Origin of the sequence: Actinomadura sp. NPDC049753 (assembly GCF_040674655.1) — a bacterium.
Lineage (GTDB): Bacteria > Actinomycetota > Actinomycetes > Streptosporangiales > Streptosporangiaceae > Spirillospora > Spirillospora verrucosospora.
The window spans coordinates 1-21,692 of sequence record NZ_JBFARL010000142.1 but is presented as its reverse complement, the minus strand read 5'-3'; the positions used below and the strand labels follow the sequence as shown (position 1 = coordinate 21,692).

12 protein-coding genes and 2 pseudogenes are annotated in these 21,692 nt (G+C 74.2%); 4 read left to right on the top strand and 10 right to left on the bottom strand.

Annotated features, from left to right (window positions below):
- Positions 1 to 92, bottom strand: a pseudogene (locus AB0K37_RS29255) (aminotransferase class I and II); the annotation flags it as partial.
- Positions 93 to 243: 151 nt separating this feature from the next.
- Between AB0K37_RS29255 and AB0K37_RS29250 the strand changes: the two are divergent.
- Together AB0K37_RS29250 and AB0K37_RS29245 are read left to right on the top strand one after the other, a co-directional pair.
- Positions 244 to 3,513: an error-prone DNA polymerase gene (locus tag AB0K37_RS29250; protein ID WP_363986443.1), complete on the top strand. Its 3,270-nt coding sequence runs from the start codon at positions 244 to 246 to the stop codon at positions 3,511 to 3,513.
- A gap of 128 nt (positions 3,514 to 3,641) precedes the next feature.
- Positions 3,642 to 5,651 (top strand): protein kinase, encoded by a 2,010-nt coding sequence (locus AB0K37_RS29245; RefSeq protein ID WP_363986442.1) that lies wholly within the window; start codon positions 3,642 to 3,644, stop codon positions 5,649 to 5,651.
- A 15-nt stretch (positions 5,652 to 5,666) separates the two neighbouring features.
- Here AB0K37_RS29245 and AB0K37_RS29240 read toward each other — a convergent pair whose 3' ends face one another.
- Positions 5,667 to 6,596, bottom strand: a complete 930-nt coding sequence (locus AB0K37_RS29240) for a Ppx/GppA phosphatase family protein (protein ID WP_363986440.1) — start codon at positions 6,594 to 6,596, stop codon at positions 5,667 to 5,669.
- Positions 6,597 to 6,661: 65 nt separating this feature from the next.
- On the opposite strand from AB0K37_RS29240, the gene AB0K37_RS29235 reads away from it, so the two are divergent.
- Positions 6,662 to 7,093, top strand: a complete 432-nt coding sequence (locus AB0K37_RS29235; RefSeq protein WP_363986438.1) for a PH domain-containing protein — start codon at positions 6,662 to 6,664, stop codon at positions 7,091 to 7,093.
- Here AB0K37_RS29235 and AB0K37_RS29230 read toward each other — a convergent pair.
- Together AB0K37_RS29230 and AB0K37_RS29225 are read right to left on the bottom strand one after the other, a co-directional pair.
- Entirely contained in the window at positions 7,090 to 7,968 is an 879-nt protein-coding gene (locus AB0K37_RS29230) for a ribokinase (protein WP_363986436.1), read from the bottom strand. The genes AB0K37_RS29235 and AB0K37_RS29230 overlap by 4 nt on opposite strands.
- Before the next feature lie 66 nt (positions 7,969 to 8,034).
- A complete protein-coding gene (locus tag AB0K37_RS29225) occupies positions 8,035 to 8,253 on the bottom strand; it encodes a hypothetical protein (protein ID WP_363986434.1) in 219 nt (72 codons plus the stop codon).
- Between the two features lie 109 nt (positions 8,254 to 8,362).
- Between AB0K37_RS29225 and AB0K37_RS29220 the strand changes: the two genes are divergently transcribed.
- Positions 8,363 to 8,668 (top strand): SAM-dependent methyltransferase, encoded by a 306-nt coding sequence (locus AB0K37_RS29220; protein ID WP_363986432.1) that lies wholly within the window; start codon positions 8,363 to 8,365, stop codon positions 8,666 to 8,668.
- 9 nt (positions 8,669 to 8,677) lie between these two features.
- Here AB0K37_RS29220 and AB0K37_RS29215 read toward each other — a convergent pair whose 3' ends face one another.
- The 6 genes and pseudogenes from AB0K37_RS29215 to AB0K37_RS29190 all read right to left on the bottom strand — a co-directional run.
- Positions 8,678 to 9,469: an aldo/keto reductase gene (locus AB0K37_RS29215; protein ID WP_363986445.1), complete on the bottom strand. Its 792-nt coding sequence runs from the start codon at positions 9,467 to 9,469 to the stop codon at positions 8,678 to 8,680.
- Between the two features lie 324 nt (positions 9,470 to 9,793).
- A pseudogene (locus AB0K37_RS29210) lies at positions 9,794 to 9,988 on the bottom strand (helix-turn-helix domain-containing protein); the annotation flags it as partial.
- A gap of 173 nt (positions 9,989 to 10,161) precedes the next feature.
- Positions 10,162 to 13,353 (bottom strand): family 78 glycoside hydrolase catalytic domain, encoded by a 3,192-nt coding sequence (locus AB0K37_RS29205; protein WP_363986430.1) that lies wholly within the window; start codon positions 13,351 to 13,353, stop codon positions 10,162 to 10,164.
- 173 nt (positions 13,354 to 13,526) lie between these two features.
- The gene (locus tag AB0K37_RS29200) at positions 13,527 to 15,584 is read right to left on the bottom strand and encodes an alpha-L-rhamnosidase C-terminal domain-containing protein (protein ID WP_363986428.1); all 2,058 of its coding nucleotides are present in this window, start codon (positions 15,582 to 15,584) and stop codon (positions 13,527 to 13,529) included.
- Between the two features lie 90 nt (positions 15,585 to 15,674).
- Positions 15,675 to 18,629 carry a glycosyl hydrolase gene (locus tag AB0K37_RS29195; protein WP_363986426.1) on the bottom strand — a complete coding sequence of 985 codons (2,955 nt, stop codon included), beginning with the start codon at positions 18,627 to 18,629 and terminating at the stop codon, positions 15,675 to 15,677.
- A partial coding sequence (locus tag AB0K37_RS29190; protein ID WP_363986424.1) for a family 78 glycoside hydrolase catalytic domain occupies positions 18,626 to 21,692 on the bottom strand: 3,067 nt, incomplete at its 5' end. The genes AB0K37_RS29195 and AB0K37_RS29190, both read right to left, overlap by 4 nt.

Below are 21,692 nucleotides of genomic sequence, written 5' to 3'. Positions count from 1 at the left end.
AGCACCCGGGACGCGAAGCCGGGGTCGGGGCTCCAGCCGAGCGGATCGAAGCCGAGCGACCCGGGCAGGAAGTCGACGCCGAGGTTCCAGCCGGGTCGCCGCGCCCGGTTCCAGGTCACCACCGACGACGGCGCCGCCTACCTGCTCGCCGTCGAGGGCGGGCGCTGGCACGTCGAGGCCGTCTATGACTGAGCGGCCTTCCACGACCGAGCCGCCGTTCATGAGTGAGGGGCTCTCCGGCTGATGGGATGGCACAATCCGCCGATCCCGTGGCGGGAGTTCGAGGAGCGGCTGTCGTGGCGGCCCGGCGGGCGGGCGCCCGAGCCGCCGCCGGAGCCGGCCGGCGTCCCCCGCCGCGCCGAGGCCCGGGTGCCGTGGGCGGAGCTGCACGTCCACTCCTCGTTCAGCTTCCTGGACGGGGCGAGCGACCCCGCCTCGCTGGTCGCCGAGGCGGCGCGGCTCGGCGTGCAGGCGATGGCCGTCACCGACCACGACGGCATGTACGGGGCGGTGCAGTTCGCGCGGGCCGCGGGCGAGGCCGGGATCGGCACGGTGTTCGGCGCGGAGCTGGGTCTCGGCATGCCCGGGCCGCGGACCGGCGAGCCCGACCCGGCCGGCCGGCACCTGCTGGTCCTCGCCCGGGGCGCCCCCGGGTACGCGCGGCTCTGCTCGGCGATCACGTCCGCGCAGCTCGCGGGAGGACGGAAGGGCAGGCCCGTCTACGACGCGGACGCGCTGGCCGAGGCGCACGGCGGCCACTGGGCCGTCCTCACCGGCTGCCGGAAGGGCCCGGTCCCGGCGGCGCTGGAGGCGGGCGGCCCGGACGCGGCGGAGCGGGAGCTGCGCGAGCTGGTCGCCGCCTACGGCCGCGACAACGTGTTCGTCGAGCTGGTCGACCACGATCAGCCCGACGACGACCTGCGCAACGACGCCCTGTTCGCGCTGGCGCGCCGGGTCCGGGTGGACGTGGTGGCGTCCAACAACGTGCACTTCGCCGCGCCCGGCGCCGACGCGCGGCTCGCGCAGGCCATGGCCGCCGTCCGGGCGCGGCGCGGCCTGGACGACATGGCCGGCTGGCTTCCGGCGGCCGGCACCGCCCACATCCGCAGCGGCGCGGAGATGGCGGGACGGCTCGCGCGGTTCCCCGGCGTCCGCGAGCGGACGGTCGCGCTGGCGGAGGAGTGCCGGTTCGACTTCGACGTGGTCGCGCCCCGGCTGCCCGACTGGCCCGTCCCGGACGGGCACGACGAGGCGAGCTGGCTGCGGCGCCTCGTGAAGGAGGGGGCGCTCCGGCGGTACGGGCCGCCCGAGCGGGAGCGGATCTCCGGCGCCTACGAGCAGATCGCCCGCGAGCTGGACGTCATCGAGCAGCTCCGCTTCCCCGGCTACTTCCTGATCGTGCACGACATCGTGGAGTTCTGCCGGAGCAGGGGGATCCTGTGCCAGGGCCGGGGATCGGCGGCCAACTCGGCGGTCTGCTACGCGCTCGGCATCACCGGGGTCGACGCCGTCCGGCACGGCCTGCTGTTCGAGCGGTTCCTGTCGCCGGGGCGGGACGGCCCGCCCGACATCGACCTGGACATCGAGCACCGGCGCCGGGAGGAGGCCATCCAGTACGTCTACGAGAAGTACGGGCGGGAGCGCACGGCGCAGGTCGCGAACGTCATCAGCTACCGCCCGCGCATGGCCGTCCGGGACGCGGCGCGCGCGCTCGGGTTCTCCCCCGGCCAGCAGGACGCGTGGTCGAAGAGCATCGACCCGCGCGACCCCGTCGGGACGGAGGCCGGCATCCCGGCGCCGGTGAAGGAGCTGGCGGACCGGATGCTGGCGCTCCCCCGCCACCTCGGCATCCACTCCGGCGGCATGGTCATCGCGGACCGGCCCGTCGGGGAGATCTGCCCGATCGAGTGGGCGACGATGCCGGGCCGCACCGTCCTGCAGTGGGACAAGGACGACTGCGCGGCGGCCGGGCTCGTCAAGTTCGACCTGCTCGGGCTCGGGATGCTCGCGGCGCTGCACGACTGCTTCGACCTGGTGGCCGAGCACCACGGGGTCCGGCACGACCTCCAGTCGATCCCCCCGGACGACCCGGAGGTCTACGACATGCTGTGCGACGCCGACACGGTCGGGGTGTTCCAGGTCGAGTCGCGGGCGCAGATGGCGACGCTGCCCCGTCTGAGGCCCCGCGAGTTCTACGACCTGGTGGTGGAGGTGGCGCTGATCAGGCCGGGGCCGATCCAGGGCGGGTCCGTGCACCCCTACCTGCGGCGGCGCAAGGGCCTGGAGCCCGCCGACTGCCCGCACCCGCTGATGGAGCCGGCCCTGTCCCGCACGCTCGGCGTCCCGCTGTTCCAGGAGCAGATGATGCAGCTCGCCGTCGACTGCGCGGGCTTCACCCCCGCCGAGGCCGACCAGCTCCGGCAGGCGATGGGCGCCAAGCGCGCCCCCGAGCGCGTCGAGCGGCTGAGGCGGCGGCTGCTCGACGGGATGGCCGAGCGCGGCATCCCGGCCCCCGTCGCGGAGAGCGTGTACGAGAAGATCCTCGGCTTCACCGGGTTCGGGTTCCCCGAGTCGCACGCGCAGAGCTTCGCGCATCTGGTGTACGCGAGCGCCTGGCTGAAGCGCCACCACCCCGCCGCGTTCACCGCGGCCCTGGTGCGCAACCAGCCGATGGGGTTCTACAGCCCGCAGAGCCTTCTCGCCGACGCCCGGCGGCACGGTGTCGTGGTCCGGGGCGTGGACATCAACGCCAGCGACGTCCACCCCACCCTGGAGGAGCCCGTCGAGGCCGGCTCCGGCCATCCCCACGCGCCCGCCGTCCCGCAGCCCGCGATACGGCTGGGGCTGTCGGGCGTCCGCAACCTGGGGGACGACACCGCCGAGGCCATCGCGGCCGGACGCCCCTACACGAGCATGGAGGATCTCGCCCGCCGCGTGCCGCTGTCGGCCGGCGCCCTGGAGGCGCTCGCCACCGCGGGCGCGTTCGACCGGTTCGGCCTGTCGCGGCGCGAGGCCCTCTGGGCGGCGGGCGCGCTGGCGGGCTCCGGCCCGGGGCGGATCGAGGGCGTCACGCCGGGCGCGTCCGCGCCCGCCCTCCCGGCGATGACGCCGATCGAGGAGACCCTCGCCGACCTGTGGGCCACCGGCGTCTCCCACACCCATCCCGTCGCGCACGTCCGGGAGGCGCTGGACGAGCTGGGCGCGCTGCCGTCCGCGCGGCTCGCGGAGACGCCGGGCGAGACCAACGTCGTCGTCGCCGGGCTCGTCACCCACCGGCAGCGCCCGCCGACGGCCGGAGGCATCGTGTTCATGACCCTGGAGGACGAGACCGGCATCATCAACGTGGTGTGCCCGCCGCAGGTGTTCCAGCGGTACCGCGGCCTGGCCGTCGACTCCCAGGCGCTGCTGGTCAGCGGCCGTCTGGAACGCGTGGACGGGGTCACCAACGTCCGGGCCACCCGGCTGCGCCGCCTGCCGGTCCCCGGCCGCGTCCGGGCCCGGAACTTCCACTGAGGCGAGATCGGGCGGCCCGCGCTAGAACCTCACCGCCTCCTCTGTCATCGTATGGAGGCGTTGGGGCCGCGTGCCGCCGTGGGGCGGTCGCCAAGACGTGGCTCCGTGGGGGCGGAAGGTGAGACTCCATGGACGCGACCTCCCTGGGTGAGCTGCGCCCGGACGACCCCTCCCGGATCGGCCGGTACCGGATCGAGGCCAAGATCGGCGAGGGCGGGATGGGCGCCGTCTACCTCGGCCGCGACGCCGACGGGCGGGCCGTGGCCGTGAAGGTGGTCCGGGCCGAGCTGGCGGGCGACAGGACGTTCCTCGCGCGCTTCCACGACGAGGCCGCCAACGCCCAGCGCGTGGCGTCGTTCTGCACGGCGCAGGTCCTGGAGCACGGCGAGGACCTCGGCCTGGCCTACATGGTGACCGAGTACATCGACGGGCCGTCGCTGCTCCAGCACGTCAGCGCGAACGGGGCCCTGTCGCCGGGGATGCTGCACGGCGTCGCGGTGGGCGTGGCCGCCGCGCTCGTCGCCATCCACAGCGCGGGCCTGGTGCACCGCGACCTGAAGCCGAGCAACGTGCTGCTGTCCATCTCCGGGCCGCGCGTGATCGATTTCGGGATCGCCCGCGCGCTGGACATGGCCTCCTCCCACACCCGGACCGGGCAGGTCGTCGGCACGCCCGGCTGGATCGCGCCCGAGCAGATCACCACGCAGCAGGTCACTCCGGCCGTGGACGTGTTCGCCTGGGGCTGCCTGGTGGCGTTCGCCGCCAGCGGGCGCAACCCGTTCGGGCAGGGCTCGTTCCAGATCATGGCGGCCCGCGCCGTGCACGCCGACCCCGAGATCGGCGACCTGCCGCCGTCGCTGACCGGGCTCGTCCAGGCGTCGCTGCGCAAGGACCCCGCGCAGCGGCCGAGCGCCCGGGACCTGCTCCTGGCGCTGGTCGGCGGATCCGGCGAGGCCGCCGTGACGACCGAGCTGGGCGAGATGTGGACGGCTCCGCCCGTGGCCCCCGCGGCGGCCCCGGAAGCGACGCGCGCCGCCGACCCGTCGGCGACCTCCCAGGACGTCCCGGCTCCGGTCCCGGTCCCGCAGCCGCTGCCCCAGCCGGAGCCGCGGACCGAACCCGCCCACGAGCGCCGCACCGACCCGCCCACCGCACGGGAGTTCCCCGCCCCTCCGGCCGGGGGCCGGGGGCGGTCACGGCGCGGCGTGTTCGCCGCCTCGACCGCGGCGGGGCTGCTGGTCGCGGGGATCGTGGCGGGTGCCGTCTACTTCGCCGGGCGGGAGTCCGGCGGGGCGCGGAACGCGGCGGCGGGCGCGGCGGCGTTCCCGACCGCGCCGATGTTCGTCCGGATCGACACCGCACCCGGGTGGCCGGCGACGTGCAACGCCGACATCGGCGTCTACAGGCCCGGCGAGGCGTCTCCGAGGACGCTGGTGGGCGGGCCGGGCTGCGACGTCCTCCCCGAGCGGTCACCGGACGGCAGGCGCGTCGCGTTCACCAGGATGGGCCAGAGGAGCGGCGAGGCCTGGGTGGTGAACGCCGACGGGTCCGGCGCCCGGAAGGTGACCGGCATCGTGCGCGGCACCCGCGTGGCGTGGTCGCCCGACGGCGCCCGCCTGGCCTTCGTGGGCGAGAAGGACGGCGTCCGGCAGATCTTCGCCATGGCCGTGGGGGGCGGCCAGGTCACCCAGCTGACCACCGACGGCTCCCTCAAGGACGACCCGATGTGGTCGTCCTCGGGCAGGCTCGTGTTCTGGAGCAAGCGCGACGCCGACGTGGAGCAGATCTACACCATGGACGCGGACCGGCCGGGCGGCGCCTGGACGCGGATCAGCAGGGACGGCGTGCGCGCGGTCGACCCGGAGTGGTCCCCCGACGGCTCCAAGATCGCCTACGTCCGGGGCCCGGTCACCGCGAGCGACATCTGGATCATGAACGCCGACGGGTCCGGCGCGCACGCGCTGACGTCCGGAGCCGCGCGCGACATGGACCCGGCGTGGTCGGGCGGCGGCCGCTGGCTCGCCTATGTGCGCGGCGAGGTCACCGACCCGGTGATCCGCGCCGTCCGCGCGGACGGCACCGGCGACCGCGCCGTCACGCCCGAGGGCCGGGTGCTCGGCCACCCGAACTGGTCGTGAGGCCGCTCCGCGCGCTCAGCCGGTGATCATGTCGAGGCGGCGCAGGATGACGCCCTCGCGCAGCGCCCACGGGCAGATCTCCAGCTCGGGCAGCTCGAACAGGTCCATCGCCGCGTCGGCGACGATGGCGCCCGCGAGCAGCTGCGGGGCGCGCCGCTCCGACACCCCGGGCAGCTCGGCGCGCTCGGCGGAGGGCATCGCGGCGAGCTTGTCGGTCCACTCGGTGAGGGCCTCGCCCGCCAGGACGCGCCGCTGGTAGGGGCCGTCGGCCGTCGGGGCGGCGCCGCCGATCCGGGCGAGCTGCTTGAACGTCTTGGACGTGGCGACCGCGTGGTCGGCCGCCCCGTACCGGGCGACGTCCCCGACCCGCCGCGCGATCTCCGCGCGGACGTGCCGGCGCACGTTGCGGACCTCCTCGGCGGGCGGCGGGTCGGCGGTGAACCAGTCGCGGGTGAGGCGCCCGGCGCCGAGCGGCAGGGAGAACGCCGCGTCCGGCTCCTCGTCGATGCCGGAGGCGACCTCCAGCGAGCCGCCGCCGATGTCGACCACCAGCAGCCGCCCCGAGGACCAGCCGAACCAGCGCCGGACGGCGAGGAACGTCAGCCGCGCCTCCTCCTCGCCGGACAGCGCCCGGATGTCGATCCGCTTGTCCGCACGGATGCGCGCCAGGACGTCCTCGCCGTTGGACGCGTCGCGGACGGCGGAGGTGGCGAACGCGACCAGGTCCTCCACGCCCTTGTCCTCGGCGACCTGAAGCGCCTCGTCGACGAAGTCGCGCAGCAGCGTCTCGCCGTCCTCGGAGAGCCGCTCGCCGTCCTCCAGATGGTCGGCGAGTCTCAGGTCCGCCTTGTGGGAGTACGCGGGGAGGGGCCGCGCGCCCTGGTGGGCGTCCACCACCAGGAGATGCACCGTGTTCGAACCCACGTCCAGCACACCGAGTCGCATGGCCCCGACGGTATCGGACCGATCCATGGCGCGGGCAGGGCCCGGCGGGGGCTATGGTCGGCGGCATGGAGGCGGCTCAGGAGCGGCGGTGGCGCGTACCGCCAGGTCATGTGGTGGTCAAGTGCGCGGCGGCGGCGGCCGTCACGGCGCTGCTCGTGCTGTACTCCCACGACCCCCAGTTCCGGTTCCTGGCGGGCGCGGCGGCGATCGGCCTGAACGTGCTCGCGCTGCGCGACCTGATCGTCCCGGTCCGGCTCGCCGCCGACCGCGAGGGCCTCACCGTCGTGACCGGCTATGCCCGGCGCCGCCGCCTGCGCTGGGACGAGGTGGTCTCCATCAGGGTGGACGAGCGGCGCCGGCTGCTCCTGCACACGCGGATCCTGGAGATCGAGACCGCCGACGACCTGTACCTGCTCAGCGCGTTCGACCTGGGCTCGGACGTCCACGACGCCGCCGACGAGCTGTACCGGCTGCGCCCTCACCGACCGGTGAACTAGAGGGCGGGCACTTCGTCCGGGGTGGGGAACGAGCTCTGCGCGCCGGGGCGCCGGACGGCCGCGGCGCCGACCCGGGTGGCGTAGCGGGCCGCGTCCCGCAGGGAGTCGCCGCGCGCGAGCCGCAGGCACAGCGCGGCGGTGAAGGCGTCGCCGGCGCCCGTGGTGTCGACGGCCTCCGACCGCGGGGACGGGACGGCTGCGGTGCCCCGGCCGTCGGCGACGACGACGCCGTCGGCGCCGACCGTGACCGCGACCGAGCGGGGCCCGAAGCCGGCGAGCTCCTCCGCCATCCGGCCGGGGTCGCCGTCCCCGCCGAGCAGGAAGGCGGCCTCGTGCTCGTTGACGACGAGGGGGTCGCAGAGGGCGAGCAGCCCGTCCGGGACGGGCGCGGACGGCGAGAGGTTCAGCACGACCCGGCGGCCCGCGCGGGCGGCGAGCCCGGCGGCGGCCTCCACGGCGGGCAGCGGCACCTCCATCTGCAGCGACACGACCGGGGCGCTCTCGATCAGCGCGCGGGCCGCCTCGACGTCGGCGGGGCCGAGCCTGGCGTTGGCGCCGGGCGAGACGATGATGCTGTTGTCGCCGTCCGGCCCGACCGCGATCAGCGCGACGCCCGTCGGGACGCCCGGGGTGGCCGCCAGGTGCGCGAGGTCCACGCCGGCCGCGGCCAGGGCGTCGCGCAGCAGGGCGCCGTGCCCGTCGTCGCCGACCCTGCCGACGATCGCGGCCCGGCCGCCGAGCCGCGCCGCCGCGACCGCCTGGTTGGCCCCCTTGCCGCCCGGATGCGTGGCCAGGTCGGACCCGAGCACGGTCTCCCCCGGCGCCGGCCGCCGCTCCACTCCCACCACCAGGTCGGCGTTGAGCGATCCGACCACGGCGACGTCACACCTGCGCTGTCCCACCAGTAACCGACTACACGCGCGGGGGCGTCCGCGCAACCGCTATCCCGAGCGCAGCTCCGCCAGGTCGACGATCTCGGCGAGATCCTCGACCGACGGGTAGTAGCCGCGGCCGACGGGCACCCCGTCCCGCGTCACCAGCAGCGCCGTGGCCCCCCGCACGCCGGCGAAGTCCGCCCACACCCGGTGCGCGCCGGTCAGCCGCACCGCCGTCACCCGTAACCCGCCGGGCCCCGTCCAGCTCCCCCGATCCTCCCCCATGCACGGAACGTTACGCTCGACCACCCACAGTCACGATCTTGGGGGTCTCCCGGCGGCCGCCGCCCGGCGCGCCGCGCCGGCGTTGCCGCGCGGCTGCGGTTGCCCGATCATGGACGCCGAGGACCCGCACGCGCTCGTCGCCCGCTACCGGGACGCGCTGGCGGCCGGCAGCCGGCTGATCCTGTCGCACCTGGCCTCGGACGCCTTCCCCGAGCGGATGGCGCAGGCCGAGCGCGTCTACCAGGGCGCCAGCGCGCGGCTCGGCGCCCGTCCCCGCGCCCGGATCCTGGAGTTCTTCGACGGGTTCGAACTGCTGCATCCGGGGCTCACCGGGCCGCGCGAATGGCTCGACCGGGGCGTCGTGACCGACGGCGAGCGGTTCGCCGGGCTCGTCGGCGTCGGGGAGCTGCGCTAGTCCGGAGCGCTAGTCCGTCTCGAACGTCGCCGGGTCGGGCCCGAAGCGGAGGCCCTTGTCCATCTCGCCGAGCGTCTTCATGTCGTCCGGCGTCAGCTCGAAGCCGAACACGTCGATGTTCTCCGCGATCCGGGACGGCGTCGCCGACTTCGGGATGACCACGTTCCCGATCTGCAGGTGCCAGCGCAGCGCGACCTGGGCGGGGGTGCGGCCGTGGGCCCGGGCGATGCGGTCGAGCGCGGGGTCGTCCAGGAGCCCGTGCCCCTGACCGAGCGGCGCCCACGCCTCGGTGCGGATGCCGTGGTCGCGGTGGAAGGCGCGCATCCCGTCCTGCTGGAAGTACGGGTGCAGCTCGATCTGGTTGACGGCGGGGACCACGTCGGCCTCGTCGATGACGCGCCGCAGCGTCTCCACGGTGAAGTTGGAGACGCCGATCGCGCGGACCCGCCCGTCGTGCTTCAGCCGTTCCAGCGCCCGCCAGGTCTCCAGGTACCTGTCGCGGCCCGGCATCGGCCAGTGGATCAGGTAGAGGTCCAGGTACTCCAGGCCGAGGCGGCGCAGGCTCGCCTCGTAGGCGCGCAGGGCGTCGTCGTAGCCCTGCTCGCTGTTCCACACCTTGCTGGTGACGAACAGCTCGTCGCGCGGCAGCTCCGACGCGCGCAGGGCGCGCCCCACGCCTTCCTCGTTGCCGTAGGCGCTGGCGGTGTCGATGCTGCGGTAGCCGTTCCGCAGGGCGATCGTCACGGCGCTCTCGGCCTCGTCGTTCCCCACCTGGAAGACCCCGAAGCCGAGCTGCGGCATCGCGGTCCCGTCGATGAGATCCACGTCCGGTACGGTCACGGTGTCCCTCCTCCCTCGACTGTGTGCCGTGCGCTCTCCTGCCCTGAGATGTGCCGTCAAACATGCCCGGGCCCGTCGCTCGCCCGGCCCGCGGGCGGTCTGGGCGCCCCGGTCCCAGTCGCGCTGGGAACGGGCGACCTCGGCGAGCGCGTCCCTGAAGACGGTGAAGCGCTCGTCGCCGAGGGCACGCCGGTGGCGGTCCTCGATGGAGGCGAGGACCGCGCGGGCCTTGGCGATCTCGTCGAGGCCGCGCGCGGTGGGCACGACCCGCTTGGCGCGGCGGTCGCCCGGGTCGGGTTCGCGGCGGACGTACCCGAGCTCCACCAGCTCGTCCACGATCGTGCCGACGATCTGCTTGTGCTGCCCGGACCGGGCCGACAGCTCGGTCGCGCGCACGCCCTCGGGTTCGAGGAAGGCCAGGACGGTGCCGTGCCGCGGCCGGACGCCGGGGTGCCCCTGCTCGGCGAGCCGGCGGAACAGCTCCCTCCTGGAGCGCCCGCGTCAACCGGCCCGCCAGCATGCCGAGGTCGGGCTCCCCTCGTTCCGCGTCCACGCGATCCCCGCCCTCCGACGCCCTGCGGTCACGGATCCTGACTGTCAGCAGCCGTGGCTTTAGCGCACCGGAGGGCGGGGGCGGACCGCTCATCCGGCTGTCACGACACCCCCGGGAAGGTCCAGTCGCCGGAGCCGACCTCGAAGACGGCGCGGCCGTTCTGGACGCCGATCCATCCGGCCCCCTCCGGCGCCTTCGGCCTCGCGGATCCGCCGAGGAGCGGGTACTCCACGCGGGCCCGCGTCCCCGGCGGGACGGTGACGTCCAGCCGGAGCCTCTTCCCGGCGCGGCGCCACGAGGACGCGGCGCGCCCGCGCGGCGTCTCGTAGGTCGCGGCCGCGTAGGTGACGTCCCCGACGACCGCCGGCCGGACGAGGAGGGTCGCGAACCCGATCGAGTCGTCGGCCTGGCCGAGGCCCGCGAGGCCGGCGTGGAACCACTCGTCGATCGCGCCGAGCATGAAGTGGTTCTGCGAGGCGCCCGAGGTGGGCCCGTCCCAGTTCTCGGTCAGCGAGGTCGCGCCGTGCACGACCTGGTAGCCGTAGCTGGGGTTGCCGGTCTGCGTGGCGACGGCGTGGATGACGTCGTCGCGCCCGGCGGCGGACAGCACGTGGAACACCGACGGCAGCGCGATCTCGCCGACCGTCAGGTGGTAGCCCTTGGCCTCGATGCTCTTCACCAGGTGGGCCAGGACCGCTTCTCTCCTGTCCGCCGGCACGACGCCCATGTCGAGAGCGAGGGCGTCGCACGCCTGGCTCCCGGACCCGTAGGTGTCGCCGGTGGCGTACTTCGCGTCGAACGCCGAGCCGATCTCGCCCGCGAGCGACTCGTACCGCGCGGCGTCGGCGTCCTTCCCGACGACCTTCGCGATCCGCGCGAGGGCGGTGACGGCCCGGTGGTAGCCGAAGGTCGCGGTCACCCCCTTCGGGGTGCTGTCGTCGAAGGTGATCCAGTCGCCGAGGCCGTAGTCGAGCAGATGCCCCTTAGCCTTCGCGGACAGGTAGTCCACGTAGCGGACCATGTTCGGGTAGTAGGCGCGCAGCGTCGCCTCGTCGCCGTACGCGCGGTACATCTGCCAGGGCGCGAACACGATGACGTTGCCCCAGTTGGGGTCGTCCCTGAACCCGCCGGAGAACACCGTGAACTCCGGCGCGATGTCCGGGACGAGGCCGTCCTCGGTCTGGGCCTCGGCGATGTCGCGGACGAGCTCGCCGTAGTAGGCGGTGACGTCGTAGTTGCGGGCGACGGCGGGGAACACGAGGTTGGCCTGCTCCAGCCAGCCGAGCTTCTCGCGGTGCGGGCAGTCGGTGAGGACGGAGTACATGTTGCTCTGCACGGCCCGGTCGATGATCTTGTGGATGTCGTTGAGGAGGCCGTGCGAGCTGGTGAACGAGCCCGCCCTGGCGTTGCCCGCCCGCAGGACGATCCCGGTGACGGTGCCGTCGTCCGGCTCCCCCGGCAGCCCTTCGAGCTGCAGGTAGCGGAAGCCGTGGTAGCAGAACCGGGGATGCCACGTCTCGGTGCCGTCGCCGGAGAGGGTGTAGGCGTCCCAGATGGGCGAGCCGGTGGTGTGCTGGCTGACGGTCCCGTCGGCGTTGAGGAGCTCGCCGGGGCGCATCGTCACCTTCGTCCCGGCCGGGCCGCTGACGCGCAGCAGCGGCCAGCCCGCGAAGTTGACGCCGAGGTCGACGACGTGGACGCCGTCCTTCGGGCTGGTGATCTTCTTGGCGCGGAGCGTCTCGACGGGGACGATCGGCGGCGACATGCGGGCCGCGAGCCGGGAGGTGGGCGCGGCGACGCGCACCGCGGCCGTCCAGTCCCGCCGGGTGCGGCGCGCGTCGTGATCCTCGCCGCCGTACCAGTTGGTGAACGTGGTCGCGCCGAGGGCCGTGCGCCAGGACGCGTCGGACGCCACGACCTCGCGCGATCCGTCGGTGTAGGTGATCTCCAGCTGGCCGATGAACGCGGGCTTGCCGTCCGAGCGGGTGAGCTTCTCGTAGCGGCCGGGCGTCGGAGGCACGTGAGCCATGCCGGTGCCCAGTTCCACCTCGACGGTGTTGCCGCCGCGGTGGAGCAGCCTGGTCACGTCGTAGGTGGAGTAGACGATCCGCTCCTTGTACTTGCTGTAGGGCGGTTCGAGGACGGCGTCGCTGACGGGACGGCCGTTCACGGTGACGTCCAGGACGCCCAGGGCGGTGGCGTACAGCCGGGCCGTGCGGACGCGCCTGCCGATAGTGAACTCGCGCTTGAAGACGGGAAGGGCCTCGGGCTGGCGGCGCAGCGGCGGCGGCGCCTCCTGGCCCCTGACCGCGGCGGCCGTGTCGAACGCCGTGCCGTCGCCGGAGGTCTGGACGGTGAAGTCCTCCGGGAAGTTGGGGGTCCTGCCGTCGTCGGTCGTCTCGTCCGTGCGCGGGTAGAGCAGGATCCGGTCGAACCGCTGCTCCCTGCCGAGGTCGATCTGGACCCAGATGGGCGCGGCGAGGTCCTGGTCCTTGCGCTCCAGGCTCGTGTAGCCGAAGGGCGCGGCGTCGCTGGTGAGGTTGCCGTCCGTGACGGCCTTCGGCTCCCACTGGCCCGCGACGGTGTAGCTCTCCGACGCGGTGACCGGGGCCTTCGCCGCGAGGTTCGGGCCCGACGCCCCGTCCAGCACCTGGATCTCGGCGAGCTGGAGCCGCGACACCTTGTAGGGCCAGCCCTCCTTGATCGGCAGCCCGAGCCGGGTCACGTTCACCCGGACGTACCGGGCGGTGCGGGCGGCGAACGCGACCGTCGCGGGCGCGGGCGCCGGGTCGGCCGCCCACACCGGGTTCCCGATCCACGCGGCCGTCCAGTCGGCGGGGGCGAGCAGGCCCATCTCGAAGTGGGACGGCTCGCTCCACGCGGACGCGCGGCCCTGCCCGTCCCACACGCGGACCTGCCACGACGCGCGCTGCCGGGACTTCAGCGCGCGTCCCGCGTACACGGCCGAGACAGCGTCCCCGGCGACCTTGCCGGAGTCCCACAGGTCGGGGCGGGCGAGGCGGGCGTCCGTGGTCGCCACCCGCACCTGGTAGGCGCTCTGGACGGCGTCGCGCGGCCCGGCGGCGAACCGCCAGCCGAGCGTCGGGGCCGTGTCGTCGATGCCGAGCGGGGCCGGCAGGTGGTCGACCCGCAGGTCGGTGGGGTGCAGCGTCCGGTGCGGGGCGGCCGCGGGCGACGCCAGGGCGGGCGCCGCGACCGCGCCGCTCGCCGTGACCGCGGCGGCGGCGACCCCGCCTGCCTGGACGAACCTTCTCCGCGACAACTCGTTCATGCTGGGCTCCTCAGGGGGGTGGGTGGAGCGGTAGGGACAGCGGGGCGCCGGTCCGGTGGGCCGCCGGGGCGCGGCCCACCGGACGGTGCGTCAGGAGACGGTGCCGTGGAAGGTGTGGGAGCCGGAGCCGACCGCGGCCGCCAGACCGCGCAGTGGCCTGCGCGAGGAGGCGGTCATGCGCGGTCGCTCTGGAGCCGGTGCGAGCCGCGGAGGCCCTCGATGTACACGTACTCGCCGTCGCTGTGGACACCCAGTTTCAGGTCGGCCGCGGCTCGTGGGCGGGTGCCGTCCCAGACGAGGCGTCCGTCGACGCGGACCTCGATCCGGGCTCCGAACGTCGGCACGCCGGCGCGGCCGACGGTGGTGCCCGGAGCCTTCAGGTGCGCGGTGTACGTCCCGCCGGAGACCTTCCAGGAGGCGTCGACGGCGCCGGCCGGCGTGGTGATCCGGCCTTGCGCGAACGTGAGGTCGGCCGGGTGCGGGACGAAGTCGAACGACCGTCCGCCCGTGCCGGTGGGGTTCAGGCCGAGCACGGAGAACGTGAGAGCCGGTGTCGGGCCCGTCGCCCAGGCGTGGGCGAGGCTGACGTAGGAACTGCAGAAGACGCACCCGTCTCCCGGGTTGCGGAACGACTCCCAGAAAGTGCTGCCGGTCCCCTCCGGGTGGTTGAGCATGTAGCCCCACTGGCGTCGGATGATGTCCACGCCGGCCTGGTCGGCGGCCTGACCCCCGGCGGCGAAGTGGGCGTTCACCTCCATGGACCCGGAGAAGACGCCGGGGTTGCCCTTGTTCTCGGGGGCGGTCGAGGTGATCTCGTTCCAGTTGCCCTTGAGGGACTCGCTGATGCGGCGCGCCTGCCGCCGGTCCGCGAGCCCGTACCAGACGGCGAGGGAGTTGTCCGCCTGCGGGTGGATCGTCGAGTTCGGATAGAACTTGTACGCGCCGGCGGCCTCGTCCCAGAAGTTCGCGTTGATGGCGGTGCGGAGCGCGGCGGCCCGCTCGGCGTAGGACGCGGCCAGGGAGTCGTCGCCCTGCGCCTTGGCGAGCTGCGAGCCGGTGTCGAGGACGCGCCACATCAGCACGTTCGCGATGAGGTTCTCGCCCTTGGCCAGGATCCGGACGGAGTCGGACGTCCCGGTGATGGACACCAGGCCCTTGTCGTCCATCTTCCGGGTGATGAAGTCGACGCCCTTCCGGTACCGGTCCCACACGCCGGACACCCAGCCCGTGTCGCCGGTGTAGCGGTAGTAGTCCCAGCTCGCGGCGAGCGTCCACAGGTGGTAGGTGTCCGAGCCGTACTTGTTCAGCTCGGGCCCGGCGTAGGGCAGCTCGCCGGTGTCGCGCTGGTGCTGGTACACGGTGGTGAGCGCGTTGCGGGCGGACTCGGTGTCGTTGAACGCCGCGTAGGCGCTCGGGATCTCGATGCCGAGGTCGCCGGGCCAGACCGTCCGGTCGCGCTTGGCGCCGTCCACGAGGATGGTGTCGCCGACGCCGATGTCGCCGGTGCTGTCCCACAGCGCCGCGGGGGGCTCCCAGACCCGGCCCGTCTTCGGGGAGATCGTGTTGAGCTGAACGGTGTAGGCGCCCGCGTACCAGATGCGGTTGAGCAGGTCGTCGCTCGAGTAGAAGTAGTTCGCGTACTTCGACGGGTCCTTCATCGTCGGCGCGGGGGTGAACGACAGCGACACCTTGTCCAGGTCGACCCGGCCTCCGGAGGACAGGAAGATCGTCAGGTAGCGGAAGCCGCCGCGGAGCAGTTCGGGGGGCGTGGTGTAGGACGTGGCGCCGTCGACGTCCACGGAGAGGGCGCCGTCGCGGCTGCGGGGGCCTCCGGTCGACGCGTCGCTCGTCGTGTCCACGTAGGTGGACGACTCGGAGAACGCGACGCCGACCTTCTGCGGACCGTCCGACCCTGCGAAGCGCAGCGTGGTGAGTCCGCTGACCTCCTTGCCGAAGTCGAGCGTGACGGACGATCCGGCCCCGGTCAGGCTGGTCGTGCCGCCCTTCAGGACGGCGGCCGGGTCCGCCACGGTGCCGCTGGACCTGAAGACCGACACCGGGTGGAGCGTCCGTGACGAAGGAGAGAGGTTGTAACGCTGCCACGGGGCCGCGTCGCGGCCCGGCTCGGCGTAGGCGGTGCCGAGCGGGGCCGCCTGGGCGGCGGTGAGGGCGGACAGCCCGAGAGCGACGGCGACTACGCCGCGGCGGCGCCTGGATACGCTGGAGTGCATGGGTTCCTCGCGAATTTGTTCTTAGCGGGACATGGATGAGGGGTCCACCGTGCGGGAGGGCGGGCCAACGCCCTCCCGCACGTCCGGGGTTCAGCGGGTGGGGACCACCGCCTCGCCGTAGGGGACGAGCCGGACCGGCCCGACCAGCCCGTACCTCTGGCGGGACGCGCCCCCGTACACGCCGGGATCGGAGACGCGGAGACGGTTGTTCAGCGTCGTGGCGACCTCGACCTCGATCGTGTTGGCGCCGCGGCGCAGCCAGGGGCCGATGTCCACGACCGGGACGATCACGCTGACCGGGAGCCGGTGGCCGTTGACGGTCACGCGGCAGGTGTCGAGGACCTCTCCGAGCTCCAGCACCGCGCCGCCGCCCGTCCAGTCCACGGTGGTGCTGTAGGTGCCGATGCCGGAGACGTCCGCGAGCTCGGGGATGTCCGGCCACGCCTTGAGCCCGTCGAGCTCCAGGTCGTGCCGCTGCACGCCGTCCGGCGTCATGTCCTCCACCTGGAGCCGCCAGGCGGTGAGGGTCCGCGCCTCGGGCACGGCGCCGATCACCGTCCGCACGGTGCGGCCGCCACGCAGCGTGGTGGAGTAGGTGCCGGCGGCCCTCGCGCGGGCGACCAGGCGCTGCCCGTCGACGCGGAGCTCGGCCTGCGAGGCGGTGGCGGACGGGGCCTCCCCGCCGCGCGCCAGAATGATCACGGTGGCCTCGGACGGCTGCAGCGCCACCCGCAGCGTGATCGTCTCGCCCTCCTCGCGGTAGACGGCGACCCGCTCGGTCTCGCCCGTCCACAGGTCCAGCCGGTACGGGACGGCCTCGCGGTCGGACCGGGTGAAGGTGACCTCGTGGTCGATCGCGGCGACCGGCGGCTTGACGGTCTCGGCGTGCTTGCCGTTGCACAGGTAGAAGTAGTCGGCGCGGCCGTCCCGCCGGTGGGCGGTGAGGAGCGTGGAAGCCTCCGCGTAGGCGACCGTCGGGCGCAGGCCGAGGTCGGCCAGCGCGCCGGGCACGTCGGCCTCGGCGGCGACGACGCGGACGCGCGGCTGCGCGAACACCTGCGTCAGGACGGCGCGCAGCTGCTCGTTCTCGCCGTCGCGCGCCAGGCCGGGGACGGTCGCGGCCGACCAGTCGCCGAGGAACACCAGCGGCAGGCCCGCCTTCGTCAGCCTCAGCATGGTGCGGGCGGTGCCGAGCGGCAGCGTGCACTCGTTGCCGCCGAAACGGTCGCCCTCGACGAACACGACCTTGTAGGCGGGGCCGTCGGGGGCGAGCCGCCCGCCGGACACGGTCGCGGACGGCAGGTCGAGCAGCGGCGCGCTGATGAGCTGGTGCGTCCAGCCCAGCGGGACGCCGCTCTTGGTGAACCACCCGGCGCCGATGCCGGTCTTGGTGTAGCCCTTCTGGCGGAACACGGCCACGTCGACGCGGCTCTTGCCGGCCTGCATGGCCAGGTGGACGCGCGCCAGGTAGCCGGCCACGTCGGGGACGTGCCGCCAGGTCGGCTGGCGCGGTCCCCACGACTCGGAGAACCCGACGCCGCCGTTGTAGGGGGTGAAGGCCGCGAATCCCGGCCACGCCGCCCCCGGCGCGGTGGCGTAGGAGAAGCCGTGCAGGACGGTCTGGTTGAGCCCGGCCGCGTAGGCGCCGCCCATGGTGCGGAGGAACTTGCCCCAGGTGGTGTTGTAGGCGCCGCCCTGGTAGGCCCCCGCCTCGCTGGAGAGGACCTTCCGTCCTCCCATGTCGCGGCCCCCGGCGAGAGCGCGGTAGTCGTCCAGGTTCTTGAACCCGAGCGACTCGCCCTCCGGGACGTCCAGGATCGCGGCGGTGTGGATGGCGTCGGTCTCCAGCCCGTACGGCTGCGCGCGGTACTCCAGCCCGAGCGAGTGCGCCCACTTCGCGAGCGCCGCGAAGTGGAACTCGTTGAACAGGTCGGAGACCGTCTGCCAGAAGTCGTGGCGGACGTGGGCGGTGGTCGCCGCGTCGTAGGCGAACTTGGTGTTCTCCTTGAGGCGGACGATCACCGGCAGGTACGGCATGAGGTCGTAGCCGCGGCGGCGCCGGAACTCGGCGGGCAGGTCGGGCGTCCAGTTCAGCGCCGCCGTCTCCAGCTCGATCGAGTCCTCGAACAGCGTCGCGCCCGCCCGCTTGATCAGCTTGCGGACGTCGCGGGTGAGCAGGCGCGCCTCCCAGAACGCGGTGACGGCGCGGGTCCCGGCGCGGCTGAAGTGGTCGACGACGCAGCTGTCCGGGGACGAGTGCGGGCCGGACTCCGGCCGCTGCCCGCTGCCGCGCCGCCAGTAGGAGAACAGCAGCCAGTCGCCGCCCTCCGGGGCCGTCCAGGTGATCCGCTCCCCCGCGACCTTCGAGGTCAGGTCGGTGAACGACGCGGGGTCGAGGCCGGTCTCCTTGCGGGTGTTGTTCGCGGCGGCGGTCCGCACGGCGTGGACGGCGACGAGGTGCCGCCTCGTCACGCCGTCCTCGGGCGCGGTGACCGGCTCGGGGACCGGGCCGTCATGGGTGGCGCCGCCCGCGACGGGCACCGTCCCGTACGCGAGTTCCTGGACGGCGGCCTCGTCGTCCGGTGTGATCGTCGGGACGGCGGCGGGCCAGGCCGGGCCGATCGTCAGGTCGACGGTCACACCGCGCCGGGCCGCCTGGTCGAGCGCGGCCTCCACGCCGGCGTTCCAGGCCGGGGTGCCCCAGCCGTGGCCCGCCGGGTCCAGGACGGACTTGTCGCGGATGCTGTGGTGCACCGCGACGATCTCCGCGCCGCCGAACCCGGCGTCCGCGATCTGGTCGATCTCGCGCCGGATCTCCGCCGGGTCGACCAGGCCGTCCGGCCACCACCAGCGGAACCGGGGCCGCACCGCCGCGCCGGGCCGGGCGAACCCGCCCGCCGCCGGCCCCGCGGGGAGACCGGGCGCGGCCTGGGCGGCGGCCTCGCCCCCGAGGACCGGGCCCGCGCCCGCCACGACGGCGGCCGCGGCGCCGATCTGGAGGGCGCGCCTGCGGGTGAACCCCTGCCCCGTGCGTTCGTCGTTCACTGTCTTCTCCTGATCACTGTGGTGCGGCCGGAGCCGACCGGGCCGATGGTGAGGAGCCGGCCGGTGGCGTCCCGGCTCGTGGCGCGGGGGGCGCGGGCATGGGGGCCGGTGACGCCGTACGCGCGCGGGTCGTCGTCGCCGATCTCGACGACGACGCGGGCGGACGCGCCGGGCGGCACGTCCACGTCCAGGCGGTACCGCTCGGCGCGGTCGAGCGCGACGGAGACCGGGCCGCGGATCGTCGGGACCCGCCCGGAGATCCGGGTCAGGTCGCCGGGGCGCGGCCGGACCTCGATCTCGGCGGCCCCCGGCGCGGTGATCCGCACACCGAGGACGTGGCGCGGGATGACGTTCGCGGGCGCCGAACCCCAGGCGTGCGAGAACGTCATGTTGGGTTTGAGGGACGGGTCCCAGGCCTCGGCCACGATGGTCGCGCCGAGGTCGTCCAGCATGTGCAGCCAGGAGCTCATGCCGCCGGCCGTCATCAGCCCGATCGCGGCCTTGGCCTGGCCGGTGGCGAACAGCGCGTCCAGCAGGAACTGCGCGCCGTAGACGCTGACCTTCATGCCGCCGTCCGCGAGGGTCTCGCCCAAGGCGCGGACGACGGAGTCGGGAACCGTCCCGGGCCCGGCCACGCCGAGCGCGACCGGGAAAACGGTGGCGTGCTGCGCGCTGTGGGCGGTGCCCACTCCATCGACGAACCGTCCGCCGGACGCGTCGAGCAGCTTCTCCCGCATCGCCTTGGCCAGCGTGTCGGCGCGCTCCCGCCAGCCCTTCGCGTCGGCCGTCCTGCCCAGGGCGTTCGCGATGTCGGCCATGGCGGTGAACGCGGCGTACTGGCAGGCGTTCACGACCGTGTTGACGTCGGTGAACACGTAGCCGTCCCGATTGGACGCGGGCCAGTCGACCAGGTCCTGGGTGGGCGAGGCGGGCTTCTTGTGGACGAGCCCGTCCTCGCCGAGGTGCGGCGTCAGGTGCTTGGACACGAGGATGTCGTAGTCCGAGGCGAGCTGGTCGGGGTCACCGGTGTGCAGGTAGTCCTGCCAGGCCGACATGACGCTCATCAGCCGGTACTCGGTCGGCCAGGTGGGGTTGCGGGCCAGGTAGGCGTCGGACGCGCGGGCCAGCGCGAACGAGCGCTGCACCGCGTACTCGGACGCCTGGTTGATGAGCGCGTCGCCCTCGTAGGGGCCGCGTTCGCGCGTCGGCGTGTCGGTGTAGAGGTCGCCGCGCGTCGCCTCGATCGAGTAGCGGCACAGCTCGTACACGCGGTCGAGGTCGGGGCTGGAGCTGGAGAACGACGCGTCGGAGTCGCGCCAGGCGGCCCGCCAGGCGCGTCCGGTGACGGCCCGCGACAGGTCGAGGTCGTCGTCGCAGACGAGCTGCGCGTAGCGGAACCCTCGGTAGCCCCAGTGCTCGATGGTCTGCTCGCCGTCGCGGAGCGTCCAGACCTCCCGGTAGGTGACGCCGGCGCGCAGCGCGTGCCTGACCGTCCCGTCGGCGTTGAGCTCCTCGCCGAGCCGGACCTCGACGGTCTGGCCGGCCCTGCCGCGCACGGACAGGCGCAGACCGCCCGCGATCTCCCGTCCGAGGTCCACGAGCCAGGTGCCGGGCGACGCCTTCCGCACGGACGCGGGTTCGGCGTCGTACAGCCCGACCGGTTCGACGAGCGCGGGCTCCAGCCCGCCGACGGCCGCCTTCACCGCCGCCGGTTCCCAGCCGGAGTCGTCGAAGCCGGGGCTCGTCCACCCGGCCGGCTCCTGCCGCATGTCCCAGTACTCCTGGGGGCCGGTGTAGAAGCCGGAGCCGATCGTCCCGGCGTCGCGCAGCAGCCCCGCCTGGCGGCGCGCCTTCCACGCCGGGCCGCTCCCGACGGTGGTGGACGTCCCGTCGGCGTAGGTGACGACGAGCTCGGCGAGGAAGCGCTTGTCCTCCGGGGTGAACGCCAGGGCGGCGAGCGCGTTGCGCCGGCCCGGCTCGAGCGCCCCGGTCACATCGAAGGAGTGGTACTTCGGCGCTCCGGCCCCGCCCCGCATGGAGGCGAACCCGGCCACCTCGCCGTTCACCCAGATCTTCGCCGGGTACTGGCGGATGGACGCCGGAGACTGGGCGGCGACGTGGAGCACGGCGGCCGCGATCGGCTTGCCCTCCGGGACGAACTCGGTGCGCAGCAGCGCCCAGGAGTCGTCGGGCGACCCGGCCGAGGACAGCGTCGACTGCCCCTTGGCGAGGGTCAGGGCGCCGCCGGCGACCGTGCCGGCGCCGAAGGTGCCGCGGCCGTCGGCGAAGTCCTCGTCGATGACCGCTTCGCCGTCCGGGCCGGTGAAGGTGACGCGGTCCCACACGTTGGCCTCGGTGGAGCCGTTGCGCATCCCGACCGTGCCCGTCCGGTACGTGGCGTCGGTCGAGGTGTCGACCTCGGCGCCGTCGACGGACGTCCGGAAGGTGGAGCCCTCCATCTCGACCGCCACGTCGTACCAGCGGCCCGTCTCGACGGGGAACGGCAGGCGCTTCTCCTCCAGCACCTGGTAGGCGCCGTTCACGCAGACGTGCTTCTTCAGGACGCCGGGAGAGCCGGCGCGCAGCTGCCACAGGTAGTTGGCGCTCGTCCCCGACGCCCGGAACCAGAGGCTCGCCGCGACCGAAGTGATCTGCAGCCGGGCCTTGAGGACGCCGTCGCCGGGCGCCTGCGCGGCGCTCGTCCAGATCGGCTCGGCGGACCACTCGCCGACGCCCGTGGCCAGCAGGGCGGGCTCGGACCAGCGGGACGCCCTGGGCCCGTCGAACGTCCGGACCCGCCACCAGTACGGCGTCCGCGGCGACAGCGCCGGACCGCCGTACGGCACGGCGACGGACGCCGCCGACGCGGCCTTCCCGCTGTCCCACACGCGCGGGCCGCGCTCCAGGCGGGCCGGCGTGGTGGCGAACTGCACCTGGTAGTGCGTCTGCTTCGTCCCCGGGCCGAGGTCGGCGACCTGCCAGCTCAGCCTCGGCCGGGCGGCCGTGACGCCGAGCCCGTCCCGCAGCAGGGAGGTCAGCAGCCCGGACGGCGTCCGGGCCGCC